General features: G+C 65.6%; 20 protein-coding genes. 7 read left to right on the top strand and 13 right to left on the bottom strand.

Annotated elements, in window-relative coordinates; genetic code table 11:
- Position 1: 1 nt before the first annotated feature.
- Positions 2-334: a hypothetical protein gene (locus KYK13_RS16425; protein WP_223645425.1), complete on the bottom strand. Its 333-nt coding sequence runs from the start codon at positions 332-334 to the stop codon at positions 2-4.
- A 198-nt stretch (positions 335-532) separates the two neighbouring features.
- Between KYK13_RS16425 and KYK13_RS16420 the strand changes: the two genes are divergently transcribed.
- Both KYK13_RS16420 and KYK13_RS16415 read left to right on the top strand, forming a co-directional pair.
- A complete protein-coding gene (locus KYK13_RS16420; protein WP_223645423.1) occupies positions 533-2,299 on the top strand; it encodes a HEAT repeat domain-containing protein in 1,767 nt (588 codons plus the stop codon).
- Positions 2,300-2,303: 4 nt separating this feature from the next.
- Positions 2,304-3,623: an HD-GYP domain-containing protein gene (locus KYK13_RS16415; RefSeq protein WP_223645422.1), complete on the top strand. Its 1,320-nt coding sequence runs from the start codon at positions 2,304-2,306 to the stop codon at positions 3,621-3,623.
- Here the strand turns inward: KYK13_RS16415 and KYK13_RS16410 are convergent.
- From KYK13_RS16410 to selA, 6 genes are all read right to left on the bottom strand, one after another.
- Positions 3,604-4,614, bottom strand: coding sequence for an RluA family pseudouridine synthase (locus KYK13_RS16410; RefSeq protein WP_223645420.1), 1,011 nt, complete (start codon positions 4,612-4,614; stop codon positions 3,604-3,606). The two genes, KYK13_RS16415 and KYK13_RS16410, sit on opposite strands and share 20 nt — an antisense overlap.
- Positions 4,615-4,625: 11 nt before the next feature.
- Positions 4,626-4,889: a hypothetical protein gene (locus tag KYK13_RS16405; RefSeq protein WP_014396033.1), complete on the bottom strand. Its 264-nt coding sequence runs from the start codon at positions 4,887-4,889 to the stop codon at positions 4,626-4,628.
- 77 nt (positions 4,890-4,966) lie between these two features.
- A complete protein-coding gene (locus KYK13_RS16400) occupies positions 4,967-6,601 on the bottom strand; it encodes a helix-turn-helix domain-containing protein (protein ID WP_223645418.1) in 1,635 nt (544 codons plus the stop codon).
- Positions 6,598-7,500 (bottom strand): MinD/ParA family protein, encoded by a 903-nt coding sequence (locus KYK13_RS16395; protein WP_370645421.1) that lies wholly within the window; start codon positions 7,498-7,500, stop codon positions 6,598-6,600. Before KYK13_RS16395 ends, KYK13_RS16400 begins: the two co-directional genes overlap by 4 nt.
- A 267-nt stretch (positions 7,501-7,767) precedes the next feature.
- Positions 7,768-8,361, bottom strand: coding sequence for an HNH endonuclease (locus tag KYK13_RS16390; RefSeq protein WP_223645415.1), 594 nt, complete (start codon positions 8,359-8,361; stop codon positions 7,768-7,770).
- Entirely contained in the window at positions 8,358-9,752 is a 1,395-nt protein-coding gene (gene selA / locus KYK13_RS16385) for an L-seryl-tRNA(Sec) selenium transferase (protein WP_223645413.1), read from the bottom strand. Before selA ends, KYK13_RS16390 begins: the two co-directional genes overlap by 4 nt.
- Positions 9,753-9,874: 122 nt before the next feature.
- On the opposite strand from selA, the gene KYK13_RS16380 reads away from it, so the two are divergent.
- Together KYK13_RS16380 and KYK13_RS16375 are read left to right on the top strand one after the other, a co-directional pair.
- Positions 9,875-11,911 carry an ATP-dependent endonuclease gene (locus tag KYK13_RS16380; protein WP_223645411.1) on the top strand — a complete coding sequence of 679 codons (2,037 nt, stop codon included), beginning with the start codon at positions 9,875-9,877 and terminating at the stop codon, positions 11,909-11,911.
- A gap of 5 nt (positions 11,912-11,916) precedes the next feature.
- The gene (locus KYK13_RS16375; RefSeq protein WP_223645409.1) at positions 11,917-13,806 is read left to right on the top strand and encodes a UvrD-helicase domain-containing protein; all 1,890 of its coding nucleotides are present in this window, start codon (positions 11,917-11,919) and stop codon (positions 13,804-13,806) included.
- A 69-nt stretch (positions 13,807-13,875) separates the two neighbouring features.
- Here KYK13_RS16375 and KYK13_RS16370 read toward each other — a convergent pair whose 3' ends face one another.
- The 4 genes from KYK13_RS16370 to KYK13_RS16355 form a co-directional block, all read right to left on the bottom strand.
- Positions 13,876-14,256, bottom strand: coding sequence for a VOC family protein (locus KYK13_RS16370; RefSeq protein ID WP_223645407.1), 381 nt, complete (start codon positions 14,254-14,256; stop codon positions 13,876-13,878).
- A 26-nt stretch (positions 14,257-14,282) separates the two neighbouring features.
- Positions 14,283-15,308 carry a serine/threonine-protein kinase gene (locus tag KYK13_RS16365; RefSeq protein WP_223645405.1) on the bottom strand — a complete coding sequence of 342 codons (1,026 nt, stop codon included), beginning with the start codon at positions 15,306-15,308 and terminating at the stop codon, positions 14,283-14,285.
- Positions 15,309-15,324: 16 nt separating this feature from the next.
- Positions 15,325-16,473 carry a hypothetical protein gene (locus KYK13_RS16360; protein ID WP_223645404.1) on the bottom strand — a complete coding sequence of 383 codons (1,149 nt, stop codon included), beginning with the start codon at positions 16,471-16,473 and terminating at the stop codon, positions 15,325-15,327.
- Positions 16,474-16,738: 265 nt separating this feature from the next.
- Positions 16,739-19,186 carry a transglycosylase SLT domain-containing protein gene (locus KYK13_RS16355; protein ID WP_223645403.1) on the bottom strand — a complete coding sequence of 816 codons (2,448 nt, stop codon included), beginning with the start codon at positions 19,184-19,186 and terminating at the stop codon, positions 16,739-16,741.
- Between the two features lie 110 nt (positions 19,187-19,296).
- Here KYK13_RS16355 and KYK13_RS16350 point away from each other — a divergent pair, with 110 nt between their 5' ends.
- Positions 19,297-21,540, top strand: a complete 2,244-nt coding sequence (locus KYK13_RS16350) for an ATP-binding protein (RefSeq protein ID WP_223645402.1) — start codon at positions 19,297-19,299, stop codon at positions 21,538-21,540.
- 67 nt (positions 21,541-21,607) lie between these two features.
- Positions 21,608-22,297, top strand: coding sequence for a zf-TFIIB domain-containing protein (locus KYK13_RS16345; protein ID WP_223645401.1), 690 nt, complete (start codon positions 21,608-21,610; stop codon positions 22,295-22,297).
- Between the two features lie 3 nt (positions 22,298-22,300).
- Here the strand turns inward: KYK13_RS16345 and KYK13_RS16340 are convergent, their stop codons facing one another.
- Together KYK13_RS16340 and KYK13_RS16335 are read right to left on the bottom strand one after the other, a co-directional pair.
- Entirely contained in the window at positions 22,301-22,648 is a 348-nt protein-coding gene (locus KYK13_RS16340; RefSeq protein WP_223645400.1) for a hypothetical protein, read from the bottom strand.
- Between the two features lie 610 nt (positions 22,649-23,258).
- Positions 23,259-23,651, bottom strand: a complete 393-nt coding sequence (locus KYK13_RS16335) for a hypothetical protein (protein WP_223645399.1) — start codon at positions 23,649-23,651, stop codon at positions 23,259-23,261.
- A gap of 245 nt (positions 23,652-23,896) precedes the next feature.
- Between KYK13_RS16335 and gspC the strand changes: the two genes are divergently transcribed.
- On the top strand, positions 23,897-24,757 hold the full coding sequence (gspC, locus tag KYK13_RS16330; RefSeq protein ID WP_223645397.1) for a type II secretion system protein GspC: 861 nt from the start codon (positions 23,897-23,899) through the stop codon (positions 24,755-24,757).
- Position 24,758: the final 1 nt, after the last annotated feature.

Raw genomic sequence — 24,758 nt, 5'->3', positions numbered from 1 at the left:
GTTAAAGCCCGGGCACCGACGGCGGCACCTCCGTTTCGCCGCCGTCGGAAGCCTCCGGCCCCTTCGCACAGACGTACTCCGCGCGCAGCGGCGCCACGATGCCGAAGGTGAAGGCGTAGACGAACGGGCTCCACCACGGCCAGTACACGTCCACCCGCGACAGGCCATGCCGGCACTCCGCCGCGGCCACGTTGGACGTCGTCAGCCCCTCCACCAGGCTCACGCCCATCCGGGACACCGGCGCGCCGTCGCGCGGCGCCGGGCTGCGCACGCTCATGCGAAAGCACCCCGTGAGGGACGCCAGGATCAGGGCGGACGCGGCCAGTCGCTTCATGGACGGGGGTCTCCGGACGGAAGGGGAACCTTGCCTAACACACCGGGGCTTCACCGCCAGTCCGCCCGGTGTTGCGCAGGTGTCACGCCAACCCCTTGGATTCTGGGCGCTTCTCGAATTGGGAGCGGAACCTGGACAGGAGTACACTCAGGCTCCCCCCATCGGGGCCTTCCGCCCCATCCGGATTCTTCAGGTTTCATGGCACAGCCCCAGAAAGTCACGGACGCGAGCGCGGAGGCGGAGCAGTCACCGGAGGTCCGCGAGAAGGTGGAGCTGGCGAAGACGTTCGCCTTCCACCTGCTCAAGGGCATCAAGCAGATTGGCATGTACCGCCACAACGAGGCGCGCTTCCCGGAGTTCCTCTCCAAGGCGCTGGAGGCCATCTCCGCGTACACGGAGAAGTTCGGGCCGCTCTCGCTGAAGGTGGAGCAGCAGAACTTCATGCTGCACGGCGAGCCGCTCTTCTCCGAGGAGTCGCCGCTGCCCTACAAGTTCTTCCGCGACGGCATCCGCCAGCTCATCTTCCGGCCGGGGCTGCCGCTGGAGGAGCTCGTCACCCTCACGCTCATCGCGCTATCGGAGCCGGAGCGCGGCGCGGACGACGTGCTCGCGCAGCTGTGGCGCGCGGGCATGCAGCAGGTGGAGTACGTGGTGGTGGAAGGCTTCTCCATGGAGGGAGCCAACGAGGACGAGGTCCAGGTCGAGGTGGACAAGGTGGTGGGCTACCTCTACTCGCGCCTCCAGACGAACTCGGATGACTTCCTGCGCTTCGCGCGCGTGTCCGCGGAGGACCTGGACGCGAAGCTGGACGGGGTGGAGCAGATCCGCGGCCTCGTCGTGGGCGGCCGGCACGCCACGGACGACCTGAAGGCCCGCATCCAGCGCGAAATCACGGAGGAGGAGAACGCGCGCCTCTTCCCCAAGCTGGTGGGCGCGGTGTTCCAGGTGGTGGAGGGCGGCGTGGATGACGCGGCCCTCCTGGAGGAGATCTTCCTCCAGCTGCTGGACATGCTGCTGCTCCAGGACGACTTCGCCACGGTGAATCAGATCGTCCTCAAGCTGCGCGCGCTCTCCCAGCGCGAGGGCGGCGAGGACCTGGGGCGCCTGCTCAACAACTTCCTCCTCAAGATGGGCGAGGAGCAGCGCCTGACGCGGCTGGGCGAGTCGCTCAAGACGACGCGCAGCAAGCAGCCGCAGGACGTGACGCGCTACCTGCAGGCGCTGGGCTCGGACTCCGTGCTGCCGCTGCTCAGCGTGCTGGAGACCATCGAGCTGCCGGAGAACCGCGCGCTCCTGGGCGACGTGCTGGCCACGTTCGCGCGCGACATCCCGGACCCCTTCGTCGCGCGCCTGTTGTCGGACCGGCCGCAGACGGTGCGCGACATGGTCTACATCCTGGAGAAGAGCAACCACCCGGAGCGGGTGAAGATGTTCGGCCAGGTGATGAAGAGCCCCAACCTGGTGGTGAAGCTGGAGGTCATGCAGATCATCGGGAGGGGGCGCACGGCGGAGGCCCGGCGCATCATCCACGAGGCGCTCACCGACTCCGTCTCCCAGGTGCGCATGCTGGCCGCGAAGCTGTTGCCGGAGTTCGACCGCGAGCGGGCCTTCACGGACCTGGTGCGCGTGGTGCGCGACGCCAGCTGGGACAAGAAGACGTCCGACGAGAAGGCCGCGGTCTACGCGGCCATCGGGGCCACCAACCTGCCCGCCGCGCTCTCCATGATGCAGCAGTCGCTGGCGGTGAAGCCGTCGCTGCTCAACAAGCGGCGGGTGATGGAGGACAAGCTGCTGGCCATCACCGGCCTGGGCGGCGCCAGCTCCATCCAGTCCTACAAGATGTTGCAGGCCGTGGTGGAGGACAAGACGCAGCCCCTGGAGGTCCTCACCGCGGCGCGCAAGGCGATGTACCAGACGCGCAAGGCCCTGTTCGGGGACTCGGCGCTCCCGGAAGAAGCGAGCTGACACCATGGCCGACAACCTGAAGATCAATCAGGCCCAGCAGACCCAGGGCGAGAACCTCGGGGAGTTCGGGCGCGAGCACAACGAGAAGCTCCAGAACCTGTCGCGCTCCATGCTCGCGGGCCTCTACATGCTCGTGCGCTCGGTGAAGATGTATGACCCGGAGAACGCGGTCTTCGAAAAGCCGCTCCACCAGCTCCAGGACATCATCAATCAGATCATCGGCAAGGAAGGCCGGCTGGAGCTGACGGGCGTCAAGGACTCGTTCTACCTGAACGGCATGCTGGTGAAGGTGGACCTCAACTCCATCGAGAACCAGCGCTACCTCCTGTCGGAGCTGCGCGCCAAGGACGTGGGCGGCATCACGCTGACCAAGCCCGTCACGGTGCAGGAGCTGAAGAACTTCATCTGGATCTTCAGCAAGGAGCAGTCCGCCACGTCGGAGGAGGACGGCCTGCAGGGGCGCAAGCTCCTCAACATGCGCGTGGCCAAGTTCTCCAAGCTCCGGGAGAAGCTGAACAAGGACATGGACGCGCCGGGCGACCAGAAGGTCGACCGCAAGAAGTACGCGATGACCGTGTACGCCCGCGCGGTGTTCTTCCTGCAGAAGTACCTGGAGTCCGTGCGCGCGGGGAAGCCCATCGGCTCGTCGCGGGCGCTGCGCCTGGTGCAGGACTTCGTGGACATCTCCTACGATCAGCGCACCCACTTCCTGGGCATGACGACGCAGAAGCGCGAGGAGGACTACCTCGTCTACCACCAGGTGAACGTGGCGCTGATGTGCATCGTGTTCGGGGCGGAGCTGGGCCTCACCAAGCCCCAGCTGCGCGACCTGGGCTACATCGCCCTCTTCCACGACGCGGGCATGACGACGCTGCCGGAGGAGCTGGCCACCAAGCGCGGCGCGCTCACCGCGGACGAGAAGACGGCGGTGGCCCGCGCGCCGCTCATCAGCGTGCGGAACATCCTGATGGAGAAGGGCTTCAGCCGCTCCACGCTGCTGCGCGTGGTGACGACGTTCGAGCACAAGACGGACTACGGCACCGCGGTGCGGGATGCGCGCGGCAACATCCAGATGATCATCCCCAAGACGAACCTGGGGGTATACGCGAAGATCATCGCCATCTGCGACGCGTACGACGCGCTCACCTCGCGCCGTCCCTACCGCGACGCGTACGGCCCGGAGGTGGCGCTGATGCTGATGTGGACGGAGATGCGCCAGAAGTTCGACCCGGAGCTCTTGTCCGTCTTCATGCGGGTGATGGCCATCCAGCCCATCAAGGTCCTCTCCCGCCGCCAGCAGCAGCTCAGCGTCTCCGGCCTGTAGCCTTCTTCGCCGCGGGCTTCGCCTGCGTGGGCGGGCCCGCGGGGAGGCTCGCCTCGCGCAAGCGCTGGAGCGCCTTCTGGAAGTCCTCCGGAATGGGGGCCTCCAGGTTCAGCGTCTTGTGGGTGCGCGGGTGCTGGAAGGACAGGCGCCACGCGTGCAGCGCCTGACGGCCCAGCGCCTCCTGGGCCTCCGCCACCGCGCCCTTCGCCTTGCGGCCGGCGCCGTAGAGCGCGTCGCAGAGCAGCGGGTGGCCGGCCTCCGCCAGGTGGACACGGATCTGATGCGTGCGGCCGGTGAGCAGGTCCACCTCCACCAGCGCGGCGCCATCGAAGGCCTCGCGCACGCGGAACAGGGTGATGGCGGGCTTGCCCTCCTTCACCTTGCCGGTGAACTTCTGGCGGTGGATGGGGTGGCGGCCGTAGAGCGTCTCGATGCGGCCCTCTTCGGGCGGCACGCCGTGCACCAGGGCCAGGTACGTCTTCTGGACCTCGCGCGTCTTGAAGGCCTTCTGGAGGGCCACCAGGGCCTGCTCGTGCTTGGCGACGACGAGGCAGCCGGTGGTGTCCTTGTCCAGGCGGTGGACGATGCCGGGGCGCAGCTCGCCGCCCACGCCGGCCAGGTCCTTCACGCGGTGCAGGAGCGCGTTGACGAGCGTCCCGGAGGCATGGCCCGCGCCCGGGTGCACCACCATGCCGGCGGCCTTGTCCACGACGACGAGGTCACGGTCCTCGTGCAGCACGGACACGGGCAGGGCTTCGGCCTGGGGGATGGCGGCGACGGGGGCGGGGACGTGCAGCGTCAGCGCTTCGCCCCCGCGCAGGCGCTGCGCGGCCTTGGCGGGCTTGCCGTCGGACAGCACGTGGCCGTCCGCGATGAGGCCCTGGAGGCGGGACCGGGTGAGGTCCGGGAACGCGCGGGCCAGGTACGCATCCAGGCGCTCGCCCCGGGCTTCGGGGAGGGCGCGGTGCTCGCGCGTGTCGGGTGAGGCCACGGCGGGAGGCGCTACCAGATCTTCGACTTCACGTGCGCCTTGGAGCGCAGCACGATGTCGTTGATGGCGCGCTCGAAGAAGTTCGCCTGGGAGCTGATCTCCGCGCTCACGCGGCTCTTGTAGAGCGCGCGCCCCTCTTCCAGTTCCTCCTTGAGGACCTCGAAAAGGTTGTCCTGCTCGATGCCCTTGATGATCTTCTGCTCGTTGTAGAGCGAGATATCGGAGGCGATCGCGCGGGCGAGTCGCATCGCCTTGACCTTTTCCTCTTCCGTCATCGTGCCACTACTTAGGCACCCACCCCGTGCGAGTCAACTTTTCCCGCTGCACGGGAGGGGGGCTGGCCCACCGCCGGTCACCGGCCCGGCTTGGCGGGTTTCTCGGAGAACAGCGCGAGGTAGCTCTTGGACACGCGCAGGGGGTCCAGGCCCAGCTCGCGGGCGAGGTTCATGAGGATGCCGCGCAGGTACACGGTGGTGGGCAGCGCGGTGTAGCGGTCCGCCTCCACGTTCTCCAGGTGACGCACGGAGATGCGGGTGCGGTCCGCGAGCTGCGACAGGGTGAGGCCTCGGGCCTCGCGGACGCGGCGGAGCAGTTCGCCGTTGAACTCGGCGTCGGACGGGATGTCCATGCCCCGGGGGCGGGCCTCGCGGACCTTGGCGGCCACCTGGGCCAGGGCGGACTCGGCGGTCGCGATGGCGGAGTCCTGCGCCAGGACCTGGGCTTCTCCCAGCTTGCGGACCGTGGGGGTCTTCACGCTGCCCGGCCCCGTGGGGCTGGTGGGCGCCGGCCCGTCGATGGGGCGCGACGTCAGGGGGCGCACGGCGTCGCGGGAGGCGCCGGTGGCGGGGAGCCGGGCCAGGGCGGTGGTGCTGGCGTCCAGGGCCGGGGCGGGGTTCGGATCCGACTCGCCCTGGGTGGTGGTCGCCACGGCCATGGGGGCCGAGGGTTCCGGGCTGGCCTCGGGAGCCTGCGTCGCGGCCGCCGCGGGGGCCTCCGTCGCGGGCTCGGGCGTCGAGACCTCCGTTGCCGCGGAGGCAACAGGCGCCTGAGTCGCCTCCTCGCGCTCCGGTGCGGCAGGAACGGCCGCGATGCCCGGGGTCGCGGTGGCGCTTTCAGGCACCGGAGCGGAGCCGTCGGGGGCCGCCGCGGAGTCCGCAGGGGAACCCGCGACTCCGGCCTCGGTCTTCACGCTGTCCGGCGGCGTCGGGGCGGCGGACTGTGCGTGCTCGACCGGGGGCTCGACGGGCGCGGCCTCCGCCGGTGGCGGTGCCTCCACCGAGGGTGCAGCCGCGCTGACCGCGGCCTCCATGGCGGGAGCCGGAGCCTCATCGCCCCCCCTGCCCTGCCCGCGCAGCGGAGTCGTGGGGACGTAGACGAACGACAGGCTCCGGGTGAACGAGGCGCGGAAGGCCTCCACCACCGTCACGCCTCCCACCATCACCGGCTCGGAGGGCACGACCGGCGTGTCCATCCCCGAGGATTCCTGTCGCTTCGACTCCTGACCCCGCATCTGCTCCTCGCTCTTTCCAGGCGACCCGCTTCCGCGCGGTGCCTCTCCTTCATTGTCGTTCACGGACGCCGCGGCCTTCAGTCGCGACTCCGCCTCCAGCCTTTCGGCATCCACCGCACCCGCGGCCTTCGCCAGCGCCGCGGCGGCGGTGGCAAGGGCCTCGGCCACCCGTGTGGCCGAACCCACCTTGTCCGCTGCCTCCGCCGTCACGGTCGCCTTCGCGAGCCGCTCGGTGGTCAGCCCGATGGAGCGGTCATACTCGACGCGCAGGTCCGCGTCGGTGAGCATCTCCATCGCTTCGTTCATCCGTTCACGCAGCGCGTCCACCTGATCCGGATCACCCAGCGCGTACACCGCGATGGAGTCCGGCGAATACAGCTCCATCAGGCGCTGGTGGGCCGCGCGGATCTCCTCATCGGTCGCCGTGGGCGGCACCTCCAGGAGCTCGTAGTAGGTCTGCTGCGCGAAGGGCTTCATGGGGTGGCGGGCTCGGTGGAAAGGCCGTCGAGCGTGAGGATACGCGCGGCGATGCGCTGGAGTCCCTGGGATACGGGCGAATCGGGCCGCTCGAGGAGCACCGGCTTGCGCTTGCGCACCGCCCTCCACGCCTCGTCGTCGTGGCGCAGGGCGCCCAGGTCATCCATGTCGATGCCGAAGAACTTCTTCCACGCGGACACCATCGCCCCGCCGACCTTCTCGTCCGCGTCCGTGCGCGCCTGGTTCACGACGAGCCGCACGTGGAACGCGGCCAGTTCGCGCTCCAGCCGCTCCGCGTCGGACGGGGCCTTGCGCCGCACCTGCGCGACGATGTCGTGCAGCGTCCGCAGGCCGCCCTCGCGGGTGGACAGCGCGCCCTCGACCATGTCCTGGATGCCGTAGCGTGACTCGGTCTGCTGGAGCTTGCGGAAGAAGGCCGCCTTGACGAAGCGGTACGCGTTCTCCACGGAGGTGGGCTCCGGCAGCACGACGAGCAGGCCGTGGTCCGCGATGAGGAAGAAGTCGAGCGTGTTGAAGCTGGTGCCCGCACCCAGGTCCAGGATGAGGTAGTCCGCCGTCGTCTGCGACAGCAGCGTGCGGAGCAGCTTCTGCTTCTGCGCGTACTTGAGGTTCGCCGCGTCCAGCGAGTCCTGCGCGCCGGCGATCAGCGACAGGCCCGGCACGCCGGTGGCGACCATCACCTCTTCGAGGTGGGCCTTCCCGCGCCGCAGGAAGTCGGACAGCGTGGCCTCCGGAGGTCCCACGCCCAGGCAGGTGTGCAGGTTGGCGCCGCCCAGGTCCGCGTCCACGAGCAGCACCTTCTGGCCTGCCTGCGCGAGCGCGACGCCCAGGTTCGCGGACACCATCGACTTGCCGATGCCGCCCTTGCCGCCGCCCACCGCGATGATGCGCCGCGAACGCGAGCGCCGCGTCAGGCCCGCGGGTCCCACGGGCGACACGTCATTTTCCGCGCGCGGCGAAGCGCCAGCAAGCGAAGCGGGTGCGGCTGGAGACTGGGAGGCGGGCTTCACGGAGACTTGCATCAAAGCCCGTCCTACCGCCCGAGTCGACACCCCGCCATTTCACGGCCGGCACCTGTAGCACCCGGTGCCCGCGCCCCGGCGCCCGGAGGCTCGGGGGGCAGGCGGCCGGGGGGCCGGTCGTTGCTATTCGTCGAGCAGCTCGACGTTCCAGTACGACACGTCCGCGAGGTGCAGGAACGGCAGCCACTCGCGGTAGGTGATCTTGCGGATGGCGCCGCGGAAGAGCGGCGTCCAGCGCGGGCGAACAGGCTTCTTGAGCAGCCGCATCCCGGCCTGCTCCGGCGTGCGTCCGCCCTTCTTCAGGTTGCAGGGCACGCAGGAGCACACGACGTTCTCCCAGGTCGTCTTGCCACCCTGGGTGCGCGGGTTGACGTGGTCCAGGTTGAGGTCGGTACGGGGCAGCTGTCGCGCGCAGTACTGGCAGGTGTCGTTGTCGCGCGCGTAGATGTTGAGCCGCGAGAAGCGGACCTTGGCACGCGGCAGGTGATCATACGCGCCGAGCACGAGGACGCGCGGGATGCGGATGGTGCGGTCGATGGTGGTGATGCTGTCCTGGGTGGCGCTGAGGGCGGCCCAGTCCTCGAACTCATACAGGCGGTACTGCTCGTCAATGGCTTTGGCGACGCCCTGATACAGCAGGGAGAAGGCCCGTTTGACCGACGTCACGTGAACCGGTTGGTAGTACCGGTTTAAAACGAGCACGGCGCTGTTGATCATGGCTGGCTTCCCGAACGGGCGGCCGCCACAGCCTGCGCGACCTGCCCCAGGTCCTCCTCTGAGAGACACCGGACGTCGAGAACGACCTCGTCATCCGCAATCCTGCCAATAACCGGCACTTCGCCTTCGCGCAGGCGTTCCAGGAATAGTTTCGGCGCTTCTACGGTGAGGCTGCAAGCGAAGGACGGCAACCGGGCCAGAGGCATGGCACCTCCTCCCACCTGTCCATCCACGGACACGACCCGACACCCGACGCCGCTCGCCGCGAGCAAGGCTGCCAGGCGTTCGGCACGGGCCTGTAACAAACCCGGCTGCACGGTGAGCAGGCTTTGGGTGGGGACCGCATCCGGGCGGCCATCCCGGTACAGCTCCAGGGTCGCCTCCAGGGCCGCGACCGTCATCTTGTCGACACGCAGCGCACGTGTGAGCGGGTGGGACTTGATGCGCTGGAGCAGGTCCGAGCGGCCGACGATGACGCCTGCCTGGGGTCCGCCGAGCAGCTTGTCCCCGGAGAACGCGACGACGTCCGCGCCATCCCGGATGGCCTGGCCGACGGTGGGCTCCGTCGTGAGGCCCGGGCCGTACAGGGGCACGAGCGCGCCGGAGCCCAGGTCCTGGAACACGGGCACGTCACGGGAGCGTCCCAGCCCGGCGAGCTCCGCGAGGGCTGCCTCTTCGGTGAAGCCGACGAGCGCGAAGTTGGAGCGGTGGACCTTCACGATGAGTCCCGTGTCCGGGCTCAGGGCGTTGGCGTAGTCCGCGCGGCGGGTGCGGTTGGTGGTGCCGACTTCGACGAGCGTCGCGCCGGACTGACGCATGACGTCCGGGATGCGGAAGCCGCCGCCAATTTCGACGAGCTCGCCGCGGGAGACGATGCACTCGCGGCCGGAAGCGAGCGCGGCGAGGATGAGGAGCACGGCGCCGGCGCAGTTGTTGACGACGATGGCGTCCTCCGCGCCGGTGAGCGTGCGCAGGAGGCCGACGAGGGGCGCGTAGCGGCTGCCGCGTTCGCCTTCGTCCAGGTCGTATTCGAGGTTGGAGTAGCCGCGGGCCACGGCGGCGACACGCTCCACGGCTTCGGGGGCGAGCGGTGCGCGGCCCAGGTTCGTGTGGAGCACGACGCCGGTGGCGTTGATCACCGGCCGCAGGTTCGGCGTGGCGAGGGATGCGAGTGCGGCTTCCACGTCCGCGTCCTCGAAGGGACGCAAGTCACCAGCGAGGAGCCGGGCTCGGACTCGATCGACGGCGAGCCGCAGGGCCGCGACCGCGCGGGCATGAGGAAGATTCGCGAGCCGGGACTCCAGCGACGGCCGTCGCAGGAGTTGTTCGATAGAGGGAAGACCGCGCAGCAGCGAGTTCTTGCCATCCGGAGAGTTCGACGCAGCGCCCATGGATGCAGTTTACGCCGATTCTAGGGCAACATGAATTAGTCTTAGGCTTGGCAAATCGAGTTCCTCGCTCCAAGCGGCAGCAAGACACGATTCTCCTACCTCGTAAGAGGTATGGATTCTACGTGGTGAACCCTGCGTCATTCGCACCTGCAGACAGCCCACGTCGGCCACCACAAGAACGCAAATCCATGTTCATAGAACAGATAACAATCACAAACTTCCGCTGCTTTGGCCCCAATTCAACAACCATAAATCTGTCTCCAGACCTAAATGCCTTTGTTGGCCTCAATGGCTCCGGCAAGACAGCAATAATGCTAGCTCTCCTGAGGCTATTCGGCGTCACCTCAGAGCAAAAACGATTACGACGCCAGGACTTTCACATTCCAGCCGCCGAAACTTCTCCTCCCGACGATCGCAAGCTGTCAATCGAGGTCTTGCTTCGTTTCCCAGAACTGGAATCGGAGGGCGAAGACCAGAGCTCCATTCCTGAGTTTTTCCATCAAATGATCGCAGACAGCGCTGGCTGCATGCTGTGCCGGCTCAGGCTGGAGGCAACATGGACCGACGATGGCTCACTGGATGGCTTCATCGAACAACGAGTCTGTGCCATCCGAAAGCTCGGCACATTTGAAGAGGACGACCGAATCGAGCTCAAAGCTATCGATCGAAGCCGCATTCAAGTCATTTATGTTCCCGCAACGAGAGACGGCTCATCTCAGGTTACAACATTCCTTCGCGGTCGCCTATGGCGGGCAATAAACTGGTCCGACCAACTCAGGCGCGAATTCGCCAATACAGGCAAAGCCCTCAACAACTCGTTCGCAAAGGAACCAGCCGTAAGCCTAGTAACAGCAGCGTTAGAGAAACGCTGGCGGGAAGTCCATTCCGCCGAAACCGACACCACGCCTGTATTTCGTCCAGTAGATTTGCGATTTCAGGAGTTCATTCGCAACGTGGAAGCCGTATTCCAACCTGACGAGGCAGGGCGCGATCGAAGCCTTGAGGACCTCAGCGACGGGCAGCGCTCACTATTCCACCTCGCTGTGACCGCAGCTACTCTAGACACTGAGCGAGAACTCTTCAAAGGCCGCACTGGAAGTAGCTTTCGGACAAGCAACACACTTCTACCCGCACTAACACTTCTTGCAATCGAGGAACCCGAAAACAACCTCGCACCATTCTACCTCTCAAGGATCATCAGGCAGATTGAAAACCTGACCGCCGGACATCACGCCCAAGCTTTCATTTCCAGTCATTCACCAAGCATTCTCGCCAGGATAGATCCTGCAAGCGTTCGATACTTCCGACTCGACCACCACAATCGCACCACACAAGTGCGATCAATATCTCTTCCCACACACGAAGAGGAGGCGGCAAAATTCATCAGAGAGGCGGTTCGCACGTTTCCAGAGCTTTACTTTTCTAAATTTGTAATACTGGGCGAAGGCAGTTCCGAGGAAGTTGTTCTCCCAAAACTTGCCGAGGCGCTTGGACTGCCAATTGATCGTTCTTTTGTTGCGGTTGTTCCATTGGGTGGGCGCCATGTAAATCACCTATGGAGGCTGCTAAGCGACCTTGAGATCCCCCATGCCACGCTACTTGATCTCGACGTCGGCCGGCATGGCGGAGGCTGGGGAAGAATCAAAACGGCTTGCGAACAGCTGTTGGCGCGCGGGGTGGCCGCCAATCAGCTATTCAGAACAGTCGATCCAGCAGGCGCGCATATAAACCTCAGCCATTTCGACCAGTACAATTACACAGACCAGTCCTCTCTACTCAACGACTGGGTCAACTACCTGCGCACGTTCAATATATACTTCTGCACCCCGTTGGATCTTGACTTCTCAATGCTAACCTCTCTACCGCTCGCATACCAGAGAGCAGAAGGAGATATGGTCGGCCCCTCTCCAAGAGGCGATGCTCTATCTGCAGTTCTTGGGGAAAATGGAAATCCAGCATTTTACAAAACTACAGATGAGACCATATTTCGCTGGTATCGCTATTTATTTCTTGGACGCGGAAAACCCAGCACCCACCTAAGAGTGCTTGGGCGCCTGTTACCAAACGAACTGCGCGACAGCATCCCCGAGGTTCTTAAGTCACTTCTAGACAGCGTAGCATCTCGAATCACATCCAAGCCCGCCTCTCCATCCCAGTAAGACTCATGCACACGACCCCTATAGAGAGTTGGCGTCCCAAAGGAATCACCGAATTAGAGCCCAACGCCTGGAAAGCGCTTAGACACGTCGGAAACAGTTGTGTCGTTGCCGGACCGGGAGCAGGCAAAACCGAGTTCCTAGCCCAACGCGCAGCCTATCTTCTAGAAACTGGGCTCTGCAGGCCGCCACATCGCGTATTGGCCATTTCATTCAAAACAGATGCCGCATCCAATCTCACGACGCGCATCCAACAACGATGCGACCCAACCAATTCGAATCGCTTTATCTCCCTGACTTTTGACGCCTTCACCAAGGGATTAATTGACCGTTTCTCGGCCATTATCCCACCACCATGGCGACCAACTCGTCAGTACAAGATCCACCATCCCAGCAAACATCAACTCGACGATTTTCTAGATCGCACACGCATTGGGGCCCCTTTGGCGTGGCAAAAGGACATTGCTGCACTCACGGCATTGCACTTCGAACCGCGTCTTGTCGGCGAGTTTCGTCTTCCGCAAAGTCCGCTCAATCCGACCAACGGCATCGAATTTGCCATCTCACGTTGGTGGCTGGAAAACCTACAGCACTCCACTGGTCCGATCATGACATTCGTCATGATCAATCGTCTGGCGGAACTCCTCCTGCGCACCAATGCCCAAGTTGCCCGAGCGCTACGCGCAACCTATCCATTCGTATTTATTGATGAATTCCAAGATACCACCTATGCACAGTACGATTTTCTTCAGTCAGTCTTTGCCTCATCGAGAACCGTCGTCACCGCAGTGGGCGATGATAAGCAACGGATAATGGCATGGGCAGGAGCTCGAACAGACTCCTTTTCCAAATTCCAGACAGATTTTTCAGCGAATAAAATTCCGCTCCTTTGCAATTTCCGATCCTCACCAGAGCTGATCCACATTCAGCATGTGGTAGCCAGAGCATTGGATAAGGAGTCCAGCCCTGCAGTCTCATACTCGACCAAGAAGATTACCGGAGATGTTGCTCAGATATGGAACTGTCGGACAGAGGCGAGCGAAGCCAAGTATCTTGCAACCTGGCTTTCGGAAGATATTGCCCGAAGAAGAACATCTGCGCGAGACTACGTATTACTGGTTCGACAATCAGCCGAGCAATTTGAGGGGAAATTCAGAGACCCGCTAGCCACTGTGGGCTTGAGCATCCGGAACGAAAGCCGCAGTCTAGGAAAAACAACCCTTCAAGAACTTTTGACGGAGAAATTCACATCCGTCTCGCTCGCACTTCTCCGCCTTGGAGCCAAACGCCAAGCCCCCTTGGCATGGCGAACCGCGACCACTTTTGTCGAGCAACTACAGGCCAATGGCGAAATTGACGAAACCGCGAGCAACCGCGCTGAAAAGTCGCTAACTGCTTTCCTTAGAGAGTTGCGCAGTGCGATGGCGCTAGCGCCCCCAAGCGAAGCCTCAGTTCGGGACATTTCCAGTCGAATCTTGACGTTTCTCAACCGAGATGCCTTGTCGCAAACATACCAAGAGTACAACTCAGGCGATAAGCTTCAAATAGCAATCGAGGCTTTCCACCTTCACCTCTCATCGTGCGCATCAACAGCCAGCAACTGGGATTCGTGTATTAGCGCTTTTGAGGGTCAAGGTCGAATTCCCTTGATGACTATCCATAAGAGCAAGGGACTTGAGTTCGACACGATCATTTTCGTAGGTTTGGACGACAAAATGTGGTGGAGCCATGTCGCAGGAAATCCGGAAGGCATTGCGACTTTCTTCGTGGCTCTCTCAAGAGCAAAACAGCGCGCAATATTCACGTTTTGCAGTGAGCGAGGGCAAAGGAAGAGGACAGCCGACATTTATCAACTCTTAAACACTGCCGGCGTACCCGAGATACAAGTTTCAAGCTAGTTGCTCCCATTACCACATGCACACCGCGGTCCTGCCTTCTGGTGAGCCACTCACTTGCTTACCGTGCAATCACCACCCGCCGTAGGGCACGGTGATGGCCTCCATGTAGTGGCCACTGGGGTCCTGGAAGTAGACCCCACGGCCTCCGTCATGGGTGTTGATCTGGTTCTCCTGGTGACCGAACGGATCAGCCCAGTGCTGGATCTTCCGCTCACGGATCTTCGCGATCAGCGAGTCGAAGACCTCCTCCGACACCAGGAACGCGTAGTGCTGGGCGGAGATGGCCTCCTGCGTGGTCATGTAGTCGAGCGTCGCTCCATCCGACAGCTTCACCGCATGGAAGTGCCCGAAGCGCGTGGGCTCGGGCAGTCCAAGCAGCTCCGCGAGGAATCGCGCGGACGCGACCTGATCCTTCGCGTGGACAATCGTGTGGTTGAATTTGACAGACATGGCGGGCCCCCGGGTGAAGGAGCCCGCTATAGCGCGCGTCCGAGCCGGAGCACCAGCGGCCACAGCTTCGCCAGTTCAGCGCGCAGCACCGTGGCGCTCGCGTACCGCTCCTCCGGCCGCTTCCGCATCAACCTGAGCACGACCTGCTCGAAGGCCTCCGGCAGCTCCGGCCGCAGCTTCCGAGGAGGCACGGCCGTCTCCTGCACATGCATCAGCATCAGCGGCACCGGCTGCGCATGCCGGAACGGCAACCGCCCCGCGAGCAGCTCATACGCCACCACCCCCAGCGCATACAGGTCCGTGGCCGGAGACACCGGCGTCCCCGTCACCTGTTCCGGCGCCATGTACTCCGGCGTCCCCAGCGTCGCGCCCTGGGCCGTGTTGCCCATCACATGCGCGCTCTTGGCCAGGCCAAAGTCCATCAGCTTCAACACCCCCGTGCGAGTGATGAACAGGTTCCCCGGCTTCACGTCCCGGTGCAGCACCCCGTGCGCATGCGCGTGCTCCAGCGCCACCGTGGCATGCGTCAGCCACCGCAACGCATTGGCCAGCGTGGGGCGTCCCTCCTGCATCACCTGCCGCAGGTCCTTCCCCTCCAGCAGCTCCACCGTCAGGTAATGCCGGTCCCCGTCCGCCCCCACGTCGAACACATGCAGGATGTTCACGTGCTCCAGCGCCCGGGCGTGCTCCACCTCCTGGCGGAAGCGCGTCACCATCGCCTCGTCCGCGTACGGCACCGCCAGCACCTTGAGCGCCACGCGCTGGTGCTGCTTCAAATCCAGCGCCTGATACACCGCCGACGTGCCGCCCACGCCGAGCCACTTCTCCACCCGGTAGCGCCCCGCCACCACCTGCCCGGGCACCAATCCCTGGTGCACGGGCACGGGAGGCCGGGGCGTCACCGCCCCCTGGAGCAACGTGCCGCCCGGTGACACGGGCGTGCGCACCTGCGGCAGCGTGGGCTCCAGCCCATCATCGGCCGGGCCCTTCCCGTGCAATGCCTCCGGGCGCAGGTACGCCACCCCTCCGCTGTCACGATCCTTCGGATCCACCCCTCCCTCCCCTCTCCTACGGCTCCAGCAACGAGACCGGCGCCGGCGCACCCGCGCCTTCGAGGTCCAGGTGCGGCGTGGGCAGGTTGTACTCCGCCGCGGCGAGGGTGGCCTCCACCATGATCGGCCCGGAGATCTCCGAGGGCTCGCCCTGGCAGAGCATCTCCACCACGTGCTCCAGCGTCCACTTGCCCATGCGGCTCACCTCCAGCCGCTTGCCGTTGAACTTCGCCGTGTCCGACAGCTGCTCGCTCGCGGTGAGCTTCGCCTCCACCGAGTCGCCCAGGTAGCCGCGCGCCAGGTTCAGCACCCGGTCCACTACCGCGTTCCAGGCCTGCAGGTGCGTGCGGTCCTGCGCCTCGTCGATGATGTCCAGGCCCACCTGCAGCCGCTCCATGCGCTCCAGGAACTGCTGCACCAGCTTGCCCCGGATGACGCGGCCGTGCTGCGGGGCGATCATCTCCACCGCGGGCGTCAGCTTCCGGATGGCCGCCACCGCGCGCACCAGCGCCGAGTTCACCGGCATGTAGATCTGATGGAACGCCCGGATGCCCGTCCAGTCGGACTCCTCCGCCCAGAGCCCCTGCGCCTTGCTGTCCGTGAGGCCTCCGAAGAGGTCCCCCGTGAAGAGCACCCGCGTCTGCGGGTCGTAGAGCATCACCGCGCCCCGGAAGTGGCAGAACGGCGACGGCACCGGCAACAGCTTGTGCCCCGTGGGCACGCTCAACCCCGCCGAGAACTTCTCCGTCGGGATGAAGCGGTTTCGCGGCAGGTTGAAGTGGACGATGAGCCGCCAGGTGTCCTCGGAGCACAGGATGCTCGCGCGCGGCGAGTAGCGCGCCGAGATGATGTTCGCGGACGAACCCACGTCCGGATCCTGGTGGTTGATGAAGAGCGCCGACAGGCGATCCATCCCCCCAATCAGCGACACCACCTTCGTGTGGATGGTGGAGAAGTCACTGCTCGACCCGGGGTCGATGAGGAGGTTGAACTCGGCGGGCTTCTTCGTCCGCGCGTCCGTGCCCCGAAAGCGGCGCAGGTACGGGTTGGCGAAGAAGATGCCGCCGGGCTCTCGCTTCCCGACCCAGAAGGTCTCGGGGGCGATTTCGACGGCGGTGCGGTTGAGGTCTATGGGTTGTGGGCTGGGGGCGCTGGGCTGGCTCATGGCGTGTTTCCTTCACGCAAACGAGGGAGTGGATTGACGGCCCCTCCAGCCTACCAACCCGACGCAAGCCCCCGAGCCGCTTCCCGCGCCCAAGGCCAGGACGGCATGAGCGCCGCTTCTCGCTCTGCCCCCATCTGGCAATCAGGACCAATTCAGTACTCGCCAGACGCCTTGCCCGGACGGTCGTCGAAGCGCTGCACCCACCGTCCATCAAACCCGCCGTTCCGCGGCAGGGACCACCCGCACCTGAAGCCTGGACTACATACTAACGCGATGCACTGGGCATCACCGGCACCTTGGGCGCGCGCCCGTAGAGGAGCTGGTAGGTGTTGTACGAGCGCAGCACGCGCTTGATGTAGCCGCGCGTCTCCGCGATGGGGATCTCCTCCACCCACGCGTCCAGCGGCAGGGCCGGGTTGGCCGCGCGCCAGCGGTTCACCGCGCCGGAGCCCGCGTTGTAGCTGCCCACCGCGTAGGGCGTGTGGCCCTTGAACTGCTTGATGAGGCCGCCCAGGTAGTGCGCGCCGAAGCGGATGTTCAGCTCCGGCTGGAGCAGCGAGTCCACGGTGAACTTCTTCACCTTGAGGTCGTGCGCCACGCCCTTCGCCGTGGACGGCATCAGCTGCGTGAGGCCCATGGCGCCGGCCCAGGACAGGGCCTTGGGATCCAACGCGCTCTCCTCGCGCATCAGCGCCTGGAGCAGGTCCGGCTCCACGCCCGCGGGCGCGGTGTGCTTTTCAATCAGGTCGCGGAACGCGTTGGGATAGGCCACCTCCCACACCGGCCGCGTCTGCGCGGTGATGCGCCCGCTCAGGTCCTTGCGCAGCGCGAGCCGCGCGATGGCGTGCGCCGACCGCGCGTCACCGGACTGCGAGAGCACCATCACCAGGAGCCGCATGGACTCCGGCGGCTGGTTCGCGCGGTTCACCAGCATCAGCTCCGACGACACGGAGTCCGCGAAGCCCAGCCTGAGCAGCTCCACGCCCGCGCGGAAGTGCGGATCATCCCCCATGGGGCCCGCGAACATCGGCCAGGGGCTGGCCGCCTCCGGCACTTCGAAGATGGAGGACGACACCGCCTCCAGCCGCTTCGGATCCAGCTCGCCCAGCTTCGTGCGCGCCATCAGGCCGTAGTACGTGGCCGGGTGCTCCACGGCGAGCTTCTCCATCAGCTCCACCGCACCCTGGATGTTGCCGCGCTCCTCCAGCGTGCGGGCCCGCCAGTAGCGCGCTCGCTCCACGTCGTAGGACTCGTCCGCGTTGGCGAACTGCTCCTCGATGCGGTCCAGGAAGGAGAAGCCCCCGTCCTCCGCCTTCGACGTGCGCGCCACCCAGAAGGCCTTGAAGAGCGCCTCGCCCAGGAAGTCGCCCTTGGGGTACAGCCGCGCCACTTCATCCAGGCGCGCCATGGCCTCCTTGGGGCGGTTCGTCTTCACGTACAGGTCCGCCGCGTAGAAGAGCGCGTCGTCCGCGAACGAGTGGTCCGGGAACTCCTTCGCCAGCCGCTCGTAGGTGTCCGTGCCGCGCTGCTGATCCACGATGGAGCGCGACGAGCCCAGCACGTACAGCGCGCGCGCCAGGAGGTCGCGGTCCTTGCACTGCTCCACCACCGGCGTGAGCACCTGGATGGCGACCGTGTGCTGGCGCTCCTTGCGCTGCCCCTTGCCGTAGGCGAAGTGCGCGCGGCACGCGAGCGCGTCCGGCATCTTCAGCGTCTTGAGCATGGGCTCCAGGATGGCCATGCCCTGCTTGTTGCGGTGCGCTTCAATCAGCGCCTCCGCGCGGCCCACCCTGGCCTCCACCGGCGGCGTCTGCCCCTTGAGGCGCTTCTCCACCTGCTTGACGATGGGCGACAGCGGCTGGGACGCCCACAGCTTCCACAGCGCGGCCCGCTCCGCGGCCTTGTCCTTCTTCTCCGCCGCCAGGTCCGCCGTGGCGATGAGCGCCTCCGCGCCCACGTTGCGGCCCCAGCCCGTCATGGCGCGCGCGGTGAGCGGCTCCAGCGCCGCCATGGCGCCGTCGTAGTCCTTCTTCTTGCGCAGCACGCGCGCCAGCCCCAGCCGCGCGTCCACGTACATGCGCGAGCCTTCCGGCACCTGCTTGAAGCTCGCCGCCGCGTCGTCCAGCCGGCCCTGGGACTCCAGCGCCACGCCCGCGTGCGTGAGGCAGCGGTCCTTCAGCGCCGGGTAGTCATTGGCCAGCGCCGCCATCTCCGTCGCCGCTGACTTGTCGTCCCCGGCCCGCACCGCGGACAGCGCGCGCAGGTAGCGCACCGGCGGACTGTTGCCTTCCCCCTCCAGCAGCGCGCGCGCCTTGGTGTACTGGCCCTTGTCGAAGGCGTCCTTCGCTTCCCGCTTCTTGCCGTCCGCGAAGTACGGTGACAGGTCCTCCAGCCCGTAGCGGCGCCCGCGGTGGACCACCGGCGTGGGCGGCACGATGCCGGGGAAGGCCGGGTTGAGCACCTGCACGTAGCCCATGGGCAACGGCACCTTGTCCGCGTCCGGCGGCGGCGTCAGCTGCGCCTCCGACGGAGCGCTGTCCGTGCGCACGGTGGGGGCCAGATCCGTGTCGTCCGTGACGGCGGGGGCCTTGGCGGCTGGAGCCGTGGCGGCCTGCGCCGCCGGGGCGGAGCGGGTGTCAGCGGGGGCGGGAGCCTGCGCGGACAACAGCGCCGCGGAAGCAAGGAGGGCGAGATGCTGGAGGGACACGTTCATTCGCGGGGGCCTCGAGGACCCTGGGTGATGCGCTCGGGCACGCCCGAGGACAACTGGGGATGGTTGGAAAATTTCCAGCCCCGGACAGAGGTTAGACTGTCCGCCTGCACATGGATATCCGCACACAAAGCGCACTGCTCGCTTCCATCATCGGTCTGGCGCTGGGCGTGTCCATGTTGTTGCGGCCCGGACGACCTCGGGTCCTCACGCTGTACTCCGTCTTCACCCTGACGGTCGCCGGCTACTACCTCAGCCTCTTCTTCCACAGCATCTTCCCCGCCCAGGACTACCGCTGGGTGTCCCGCATCGCCCTCGGGGCGACGGTGCTCGCCGTCTCCCTGGTGCCCGGGGCGGCGGTCGCCTTCTTCCTTGAGTTCCTGGGGGTCAGCAAAGGGGCCCACCAGGTCGGCCGGCGGCTCGCCCTCCTGTCTGGCGTGCTGGGGCTCACCGTCGCCGTTACACCGTTGGCGGACAAAGCATGGGCGCGGGTGGCGCTGGGCGCCTGGGTGCTGGGCGCGCTGTCCACTTCGGTGTCCCTGCTGGTGCACCGGGTGCGCACGACGGAGTCGCGCATCGAGCAGTTCCGGCTGGCGTACCTGGCGATTGGGGCGGGCGCGGCGGTGCTGTTCAACGGGTTGGACTTCCTGTCGCGCTTCGACATCCCGTTCCCCACGCTGGGGCCGGTCTTCGCGACGCTCTACCTGTTCTTCCTCGCGCAGACGCTGTTGCGCCTGCGGTTGATGGACCTGCACGAGCTGTTGGGCAAGATCGCCTCGCAGACGGTACTGGCGGTCATCCTGGCCTCGGTCTTCACCGTGCTCACCGCGTGGGTGGACGAGAACACGTCGCTGTTCGTCTTCAACACGGTGGTGGCCGCGTTCGTCATCCTCATCCTGTTGGATCCGCTGCGCACCAAGGTGGAGGAGATGGTGGTGCGCATCTTCTTCCGCGAGCGCTTCGCGCTGCTGGGCACGCTGGGCGCCCTGCGCGTGCGGATGGCGTCCGTCATCGAGATTTCAGAGCTGGCGCGCGTGGTGCTGGACGCGCTGCACGAGACGGGGCGCGTGACGCACGCGTCGGTGTACCTGATGGCGGAGGACCGGCCCGGGTACCGGCTCCTGGACTCGCGAGGCCCCCCGCCGGTGCCGCTCTTGGACACGGCGGCGGCGCGCGGCGTGCTCTTCGCGGTGGCCAGCGGGCAGAAGGCGGTGCTGCTGGAGAACATCGAGCGGCGCATCTCCGTGATGCGGGTGCAGGCGGTGGAGGGCAAGCGCTTCCGGGACGAACTGAAGCGGCTCAACGACACGCGCGCCGCGCTGCTCCAGATGAAGGCCGGCATCAGCGTGCCGCTGATGGGCAACGACCGCGTCATCGGCTTCTTGAACCTGTGGGACGAACGGGTGCCGGAGGCCTACGCGTCGGATGAAATCGCGCTCATCCTGGAGGTCTCCGAGCGGATGGCGACGGTGCTGGAGAACTCCAAGCTGTACGAGAAGATCCGCGAGCGCGACCGCCTGGCGGCGCTGGGCGAGATGGCGGCCGGCCTGGCGCACGAAATCCGCAACCCGCTGGGTGCCATCAAGGGCGCGGCGCAGTGCCTGGATCCCAAGCGGCTGCCGGGGGAGGAAGGCGAGTTCCTGGACGTCATCGTGGAGGAGGTCAACCGCCTCAACGGCGTGGTGACGGCGTTCCTGGACTACTCGCGTCCGCTGAAGCAGAACTTCGGGCCCACCGACCTCAACGAGGTGGTGACGCGCACGATGCGGCTCATCCAGAACGACATGCCGGCCACGGCGGAGCTGGCGGTGGAGCTGGATCTGCGCCTGCCGCGCGCGGAGGCAGACGCGGAGCAGCTCAAGCAGGTGCTGATCAACCTGGTGCAGAACGCGGTGCAGGCGATGGGGCCGCAGCCGGGCCGCATCACGGTGCGCACGGAGAAGCCGGAGCGCTTCGGCGACTTCCGCAGCGCGGGCGGCGAGTTCGTGGAGGTGCGCGTCTCCGACACGGGCCCGGGCATCCCGGCGGATCAGCAGCCGCACATCTTCGTGCCCTTCTTCACGACGAAGCAGAAGGGCACGGGCCTGGGGCTCGCCATCAGCCAGCGCATCGTGAAGAACCACGGCGGCAGCATCAGCGTGCAGAGCAAGATGAGCGAAGGCACCACGTTCATCATCCGCCTGCCGGCGCTGCCCTCCGAGCCGACGGAAGGCGCGCTGCCGGACGGCACGCCCGCGCCGCCCACGCGCCCCTCCCAGCCCGCCCTCCCCGTCCCGGAGGAGCTGCGCGACCCCGCGCCCGCCCCGAAGGCGCCGGAGCCCAAGCCGAAGAAGGAGAAGCGCCGCCGCGCGAGCTGAGCTTCGTGGAAAAGGCGCCCGGCCGGCATCCCGTTTCAGGACAAGACCCGGTAGGCTGCCGGGTGCCATGCAGGCGTGCCCCTTCTGCCAGACGACGATGCGCAGCACCTACTCCCGGGGGCTGGTGCGCGACGAGTGCGAGGCCTGCGGGGCCGCGTGGTTCGAGGAGGAGATGCTGGCGAAGGTCGTCGGCGCGCCCACGCTGGCGGAGGTGTTCGAGCAGGCGAAGGGCAGGCCCGGGCGCTGCAAGGGCTGTGAGGCGTCGCTCCAGTACGTCCCGGGCTGTCCCTCCTGCGGGCGTCAGGCGCCCACCTGTCCCACGTGCGGCAACGCGCCGCTGCCCATGGTGGAGCTGCGGGACGTGGCGGTGGACGTCTGCGGGAAGTGCCGGGGCGTGGCCCTGGACGCGGAGGAGCTGGCCCGGCTCCAGAAGGCCGCGGAGCCGGAGCCACGGCCGCCCGCCGCGGACTTCGAGCACGAGTACGACCCCAAGCAGAGCCTGAACCTGTTGCCCAAGGTGCGCGTGGGGGACGTGCCGGCCTGCGTGGCGTGTGGCCGGCGGATGGACGTGCGCTACGGGTTCGTCTGGGAGGAGCGGCTGTACTGCGGAAGCTGCGCGCCGGAGGGCTCCGCGCCATACACGGACGAGCTGACCAAGGCCCGGCCCAGCGAAGCCTATGGCCGCCGCGCCCGGCACCTGAACACCAGCGCCGCGGAGTCCGCGGTCGTGTGGTTCCTGTCGAAGATCTTCAAGTAACAGTCACCAATAGCCCAGCTCCTTCAACTTCCGCTCGATGGCACTGGGTTGCCGCCCCAGGAGCCGAGCAATGGTTTCGGCATTCATCTGCCGGTTCGCAACCTGCTCGACGGCGTTCTCTTCTTCTTCGGTCCAGGACTCATAGGCACGCGGATGCGAACGACGAGCCTCGATCATCTCGGGTTTGAGGTCCGGCTTCCGGATGCCGAAGTACTGGATCAGGTTGACCTCGGCCTTGGGAGCGGCCTGCGGCGGAGACGAGACCGAAGCGTTGGGGGCCGCCGTCACTGAGATCCTGGCCGATTGCTGACGAAGCGCCAGCACCTGCTCCGTGAATTGCTTGTAGAGCAAAGTCGAATCACTCGCGGAGATCCGGATCGCGCTCTCCCAGCTGCCAAGGGCGCAAAACAATCATAAATGCCAGAACCTTCCCCCGACAAGCCGCAGAAAAATCATACTGGACAAACCAGAAACCAACTCGCCACAAATCCCACAAGGCATCGACAGAACAAAAAACTCAACTCATTTCATCTCCCGAACTCGCACGCCAATCCTTCATAAGCGTTCCATCCTCGCTCCAGCGCTGCTCCGCCTTACAGTTCCCCCGCTCATAGACAGAGTCACGAACAAGCACCCCATCAGCGGTCCAAGACCTGGAATGCCCATGTCTTTGTCCGCCCCAATAGGTCTCTTCTTCGGCGAGACCACCTGCCTCATGCCAAATCCGCTTCACGCCCTGCCTAACGCCATCCACATAACATATCTCACCAGAGACACGCCCATCCCTGAAAGTCTCATACAAGACGCCAGAAAACGGCTCACCCCGAAAAGACACTTCCTCCCCATGCACATCGATCAAATCAAAATGAACACGCTCCACAAGTCACCCAAACATCACTCCAAAGTAAGCCTAGAGTGACGATTCACAAAAAACACCGACACAGGAAAAGACCAGTCACAATTATTGCAATACGGAGACACTCCGACACTTCCTTTTTTTAGCACCCCAAAGCGCGGAGGTCTCCACGAGATTCATGGAGGTCAGAATGGCGCACTTCTCGCTCATGTAGAGCTTCGCATGAAGGCGCTCCACACAGAGCAGCCAAGCTCCGTCCGATACGAATGGCTGGAGGTAAGGAGCGGTCTTGCTTACTTCATCAGCCCGAATGATGAGCGAGACGGGAACGCGAGCCTTCAGCCGCCCACAGATTGCGTTCTGCTGATGATTCCAAGGCTTGAAGTATGGCGTTACCAGCACCAGTTCCTTCTCGGCTCCCTCGATCAGGTCCTGGACGGCCGCTGAGATCTTGGTGGGAGATATGAAGGCAGGGGCTTCCGAACGACCGAAGAACATGAAGGCTCCGGGACAGCGAACGGCCACGATTGCAGCTCAAGCCCCCTGCCCTGTCCAGCCCCCGAAGCCATGTGTCCTTCAGCGGCGGGAAGTGACAGCGTGTCATGACGGCGAGTCACAACCGGCTCGTTCAGGACTGACACGTTGGCCTGCTTCAGCAGACGCCCGTCGTTGCCTCCTCTGCGTGAATGGCTGGCCCCTGGCTTGCTCAAGGCCTCCCTGTTCCAGACAGGGAGGCCTTTTCGATGAACCACGTCATGCAGCACAGGTCCGCTCAGGGCCTGTTCGTCGCGCTTGTCTTTACGTGTGCCCTGACGGCCGCGTTGATCGTGAACCAGGTATTCGCGGTGCTCGTGATGCCTGGTATCCGGGACAGCCAGGCCACAGCGCCGGTGCCATCGAACGCCCTGCCTGCGCCGGTCCTCGATGAGCAGCGGCTGGCGCAACTCACAGGGCTCTCGTTCGTCACCGGTGTGAACGTGCCTCCAGCGCCGCCGGACCTTCGGAGGAGCACGCTGGGCATCCGGCTGCTGGGTACCCTGGTGGCGCAGGATCCTCATTGGTCCATCGCCTCCGTCCACGAGCTTCCCGCCGGCAGTGCGCGCAGCCTGATGGTCAGCGATACCATCCTGGGTGCCCGTGTCTTCGCCATCGAGCGGGAGCGCCTCCTGCTGCTCGTGGAGGGACGGCTCGAATACGTCGACGGCTCCGCGAGCGGGACGCCCGCTCTCGTGAACGTCCAGCCAGGGGCATCCGGTCTGGGCCGTGGCATCCGCGAGACGGGGGCGGACACCTACGCCGTTCCCCGCGAGGACGTCACTGAAGCGCTCACGCACCTGCCCGAGCTGTCGATGCAGGCCCGGGTCGTGCCCGCCTTCAAGGACGGCCGCCCCGTGGGCTTCAAGCTGTTCTCCATCCGGGAGGACTCGTTCTACTCACGGCTGGGACTGCGCAATGGCGACGTGCTCCAGCGCATCAACGGCCTGGACCTGGACAGCCCCGACAAGGCGCTGGAGGCCTTCACGAAGCTGCGGGACGCCCGGCGCATCGAGCTGCAAATCGAACGCGCCGGCGCCCCGGTCCGGAAGGTCTTCGACGTCCAGTAAG

Source organism: Corallococcus sp. EGB (genome assembly GCF_019968905.1).
In the GTDB taxonomy this organism is placed as follows: domain Bacteria; phylum Myxococcota; class Myxococcia; order Myxococcales; family Myxococcaceae; genus Corallococcus.
Note: the sequence above shows the minus strand (reverse complement) of the source record. Positions and strands in the feature narration are given on the sequence as shown.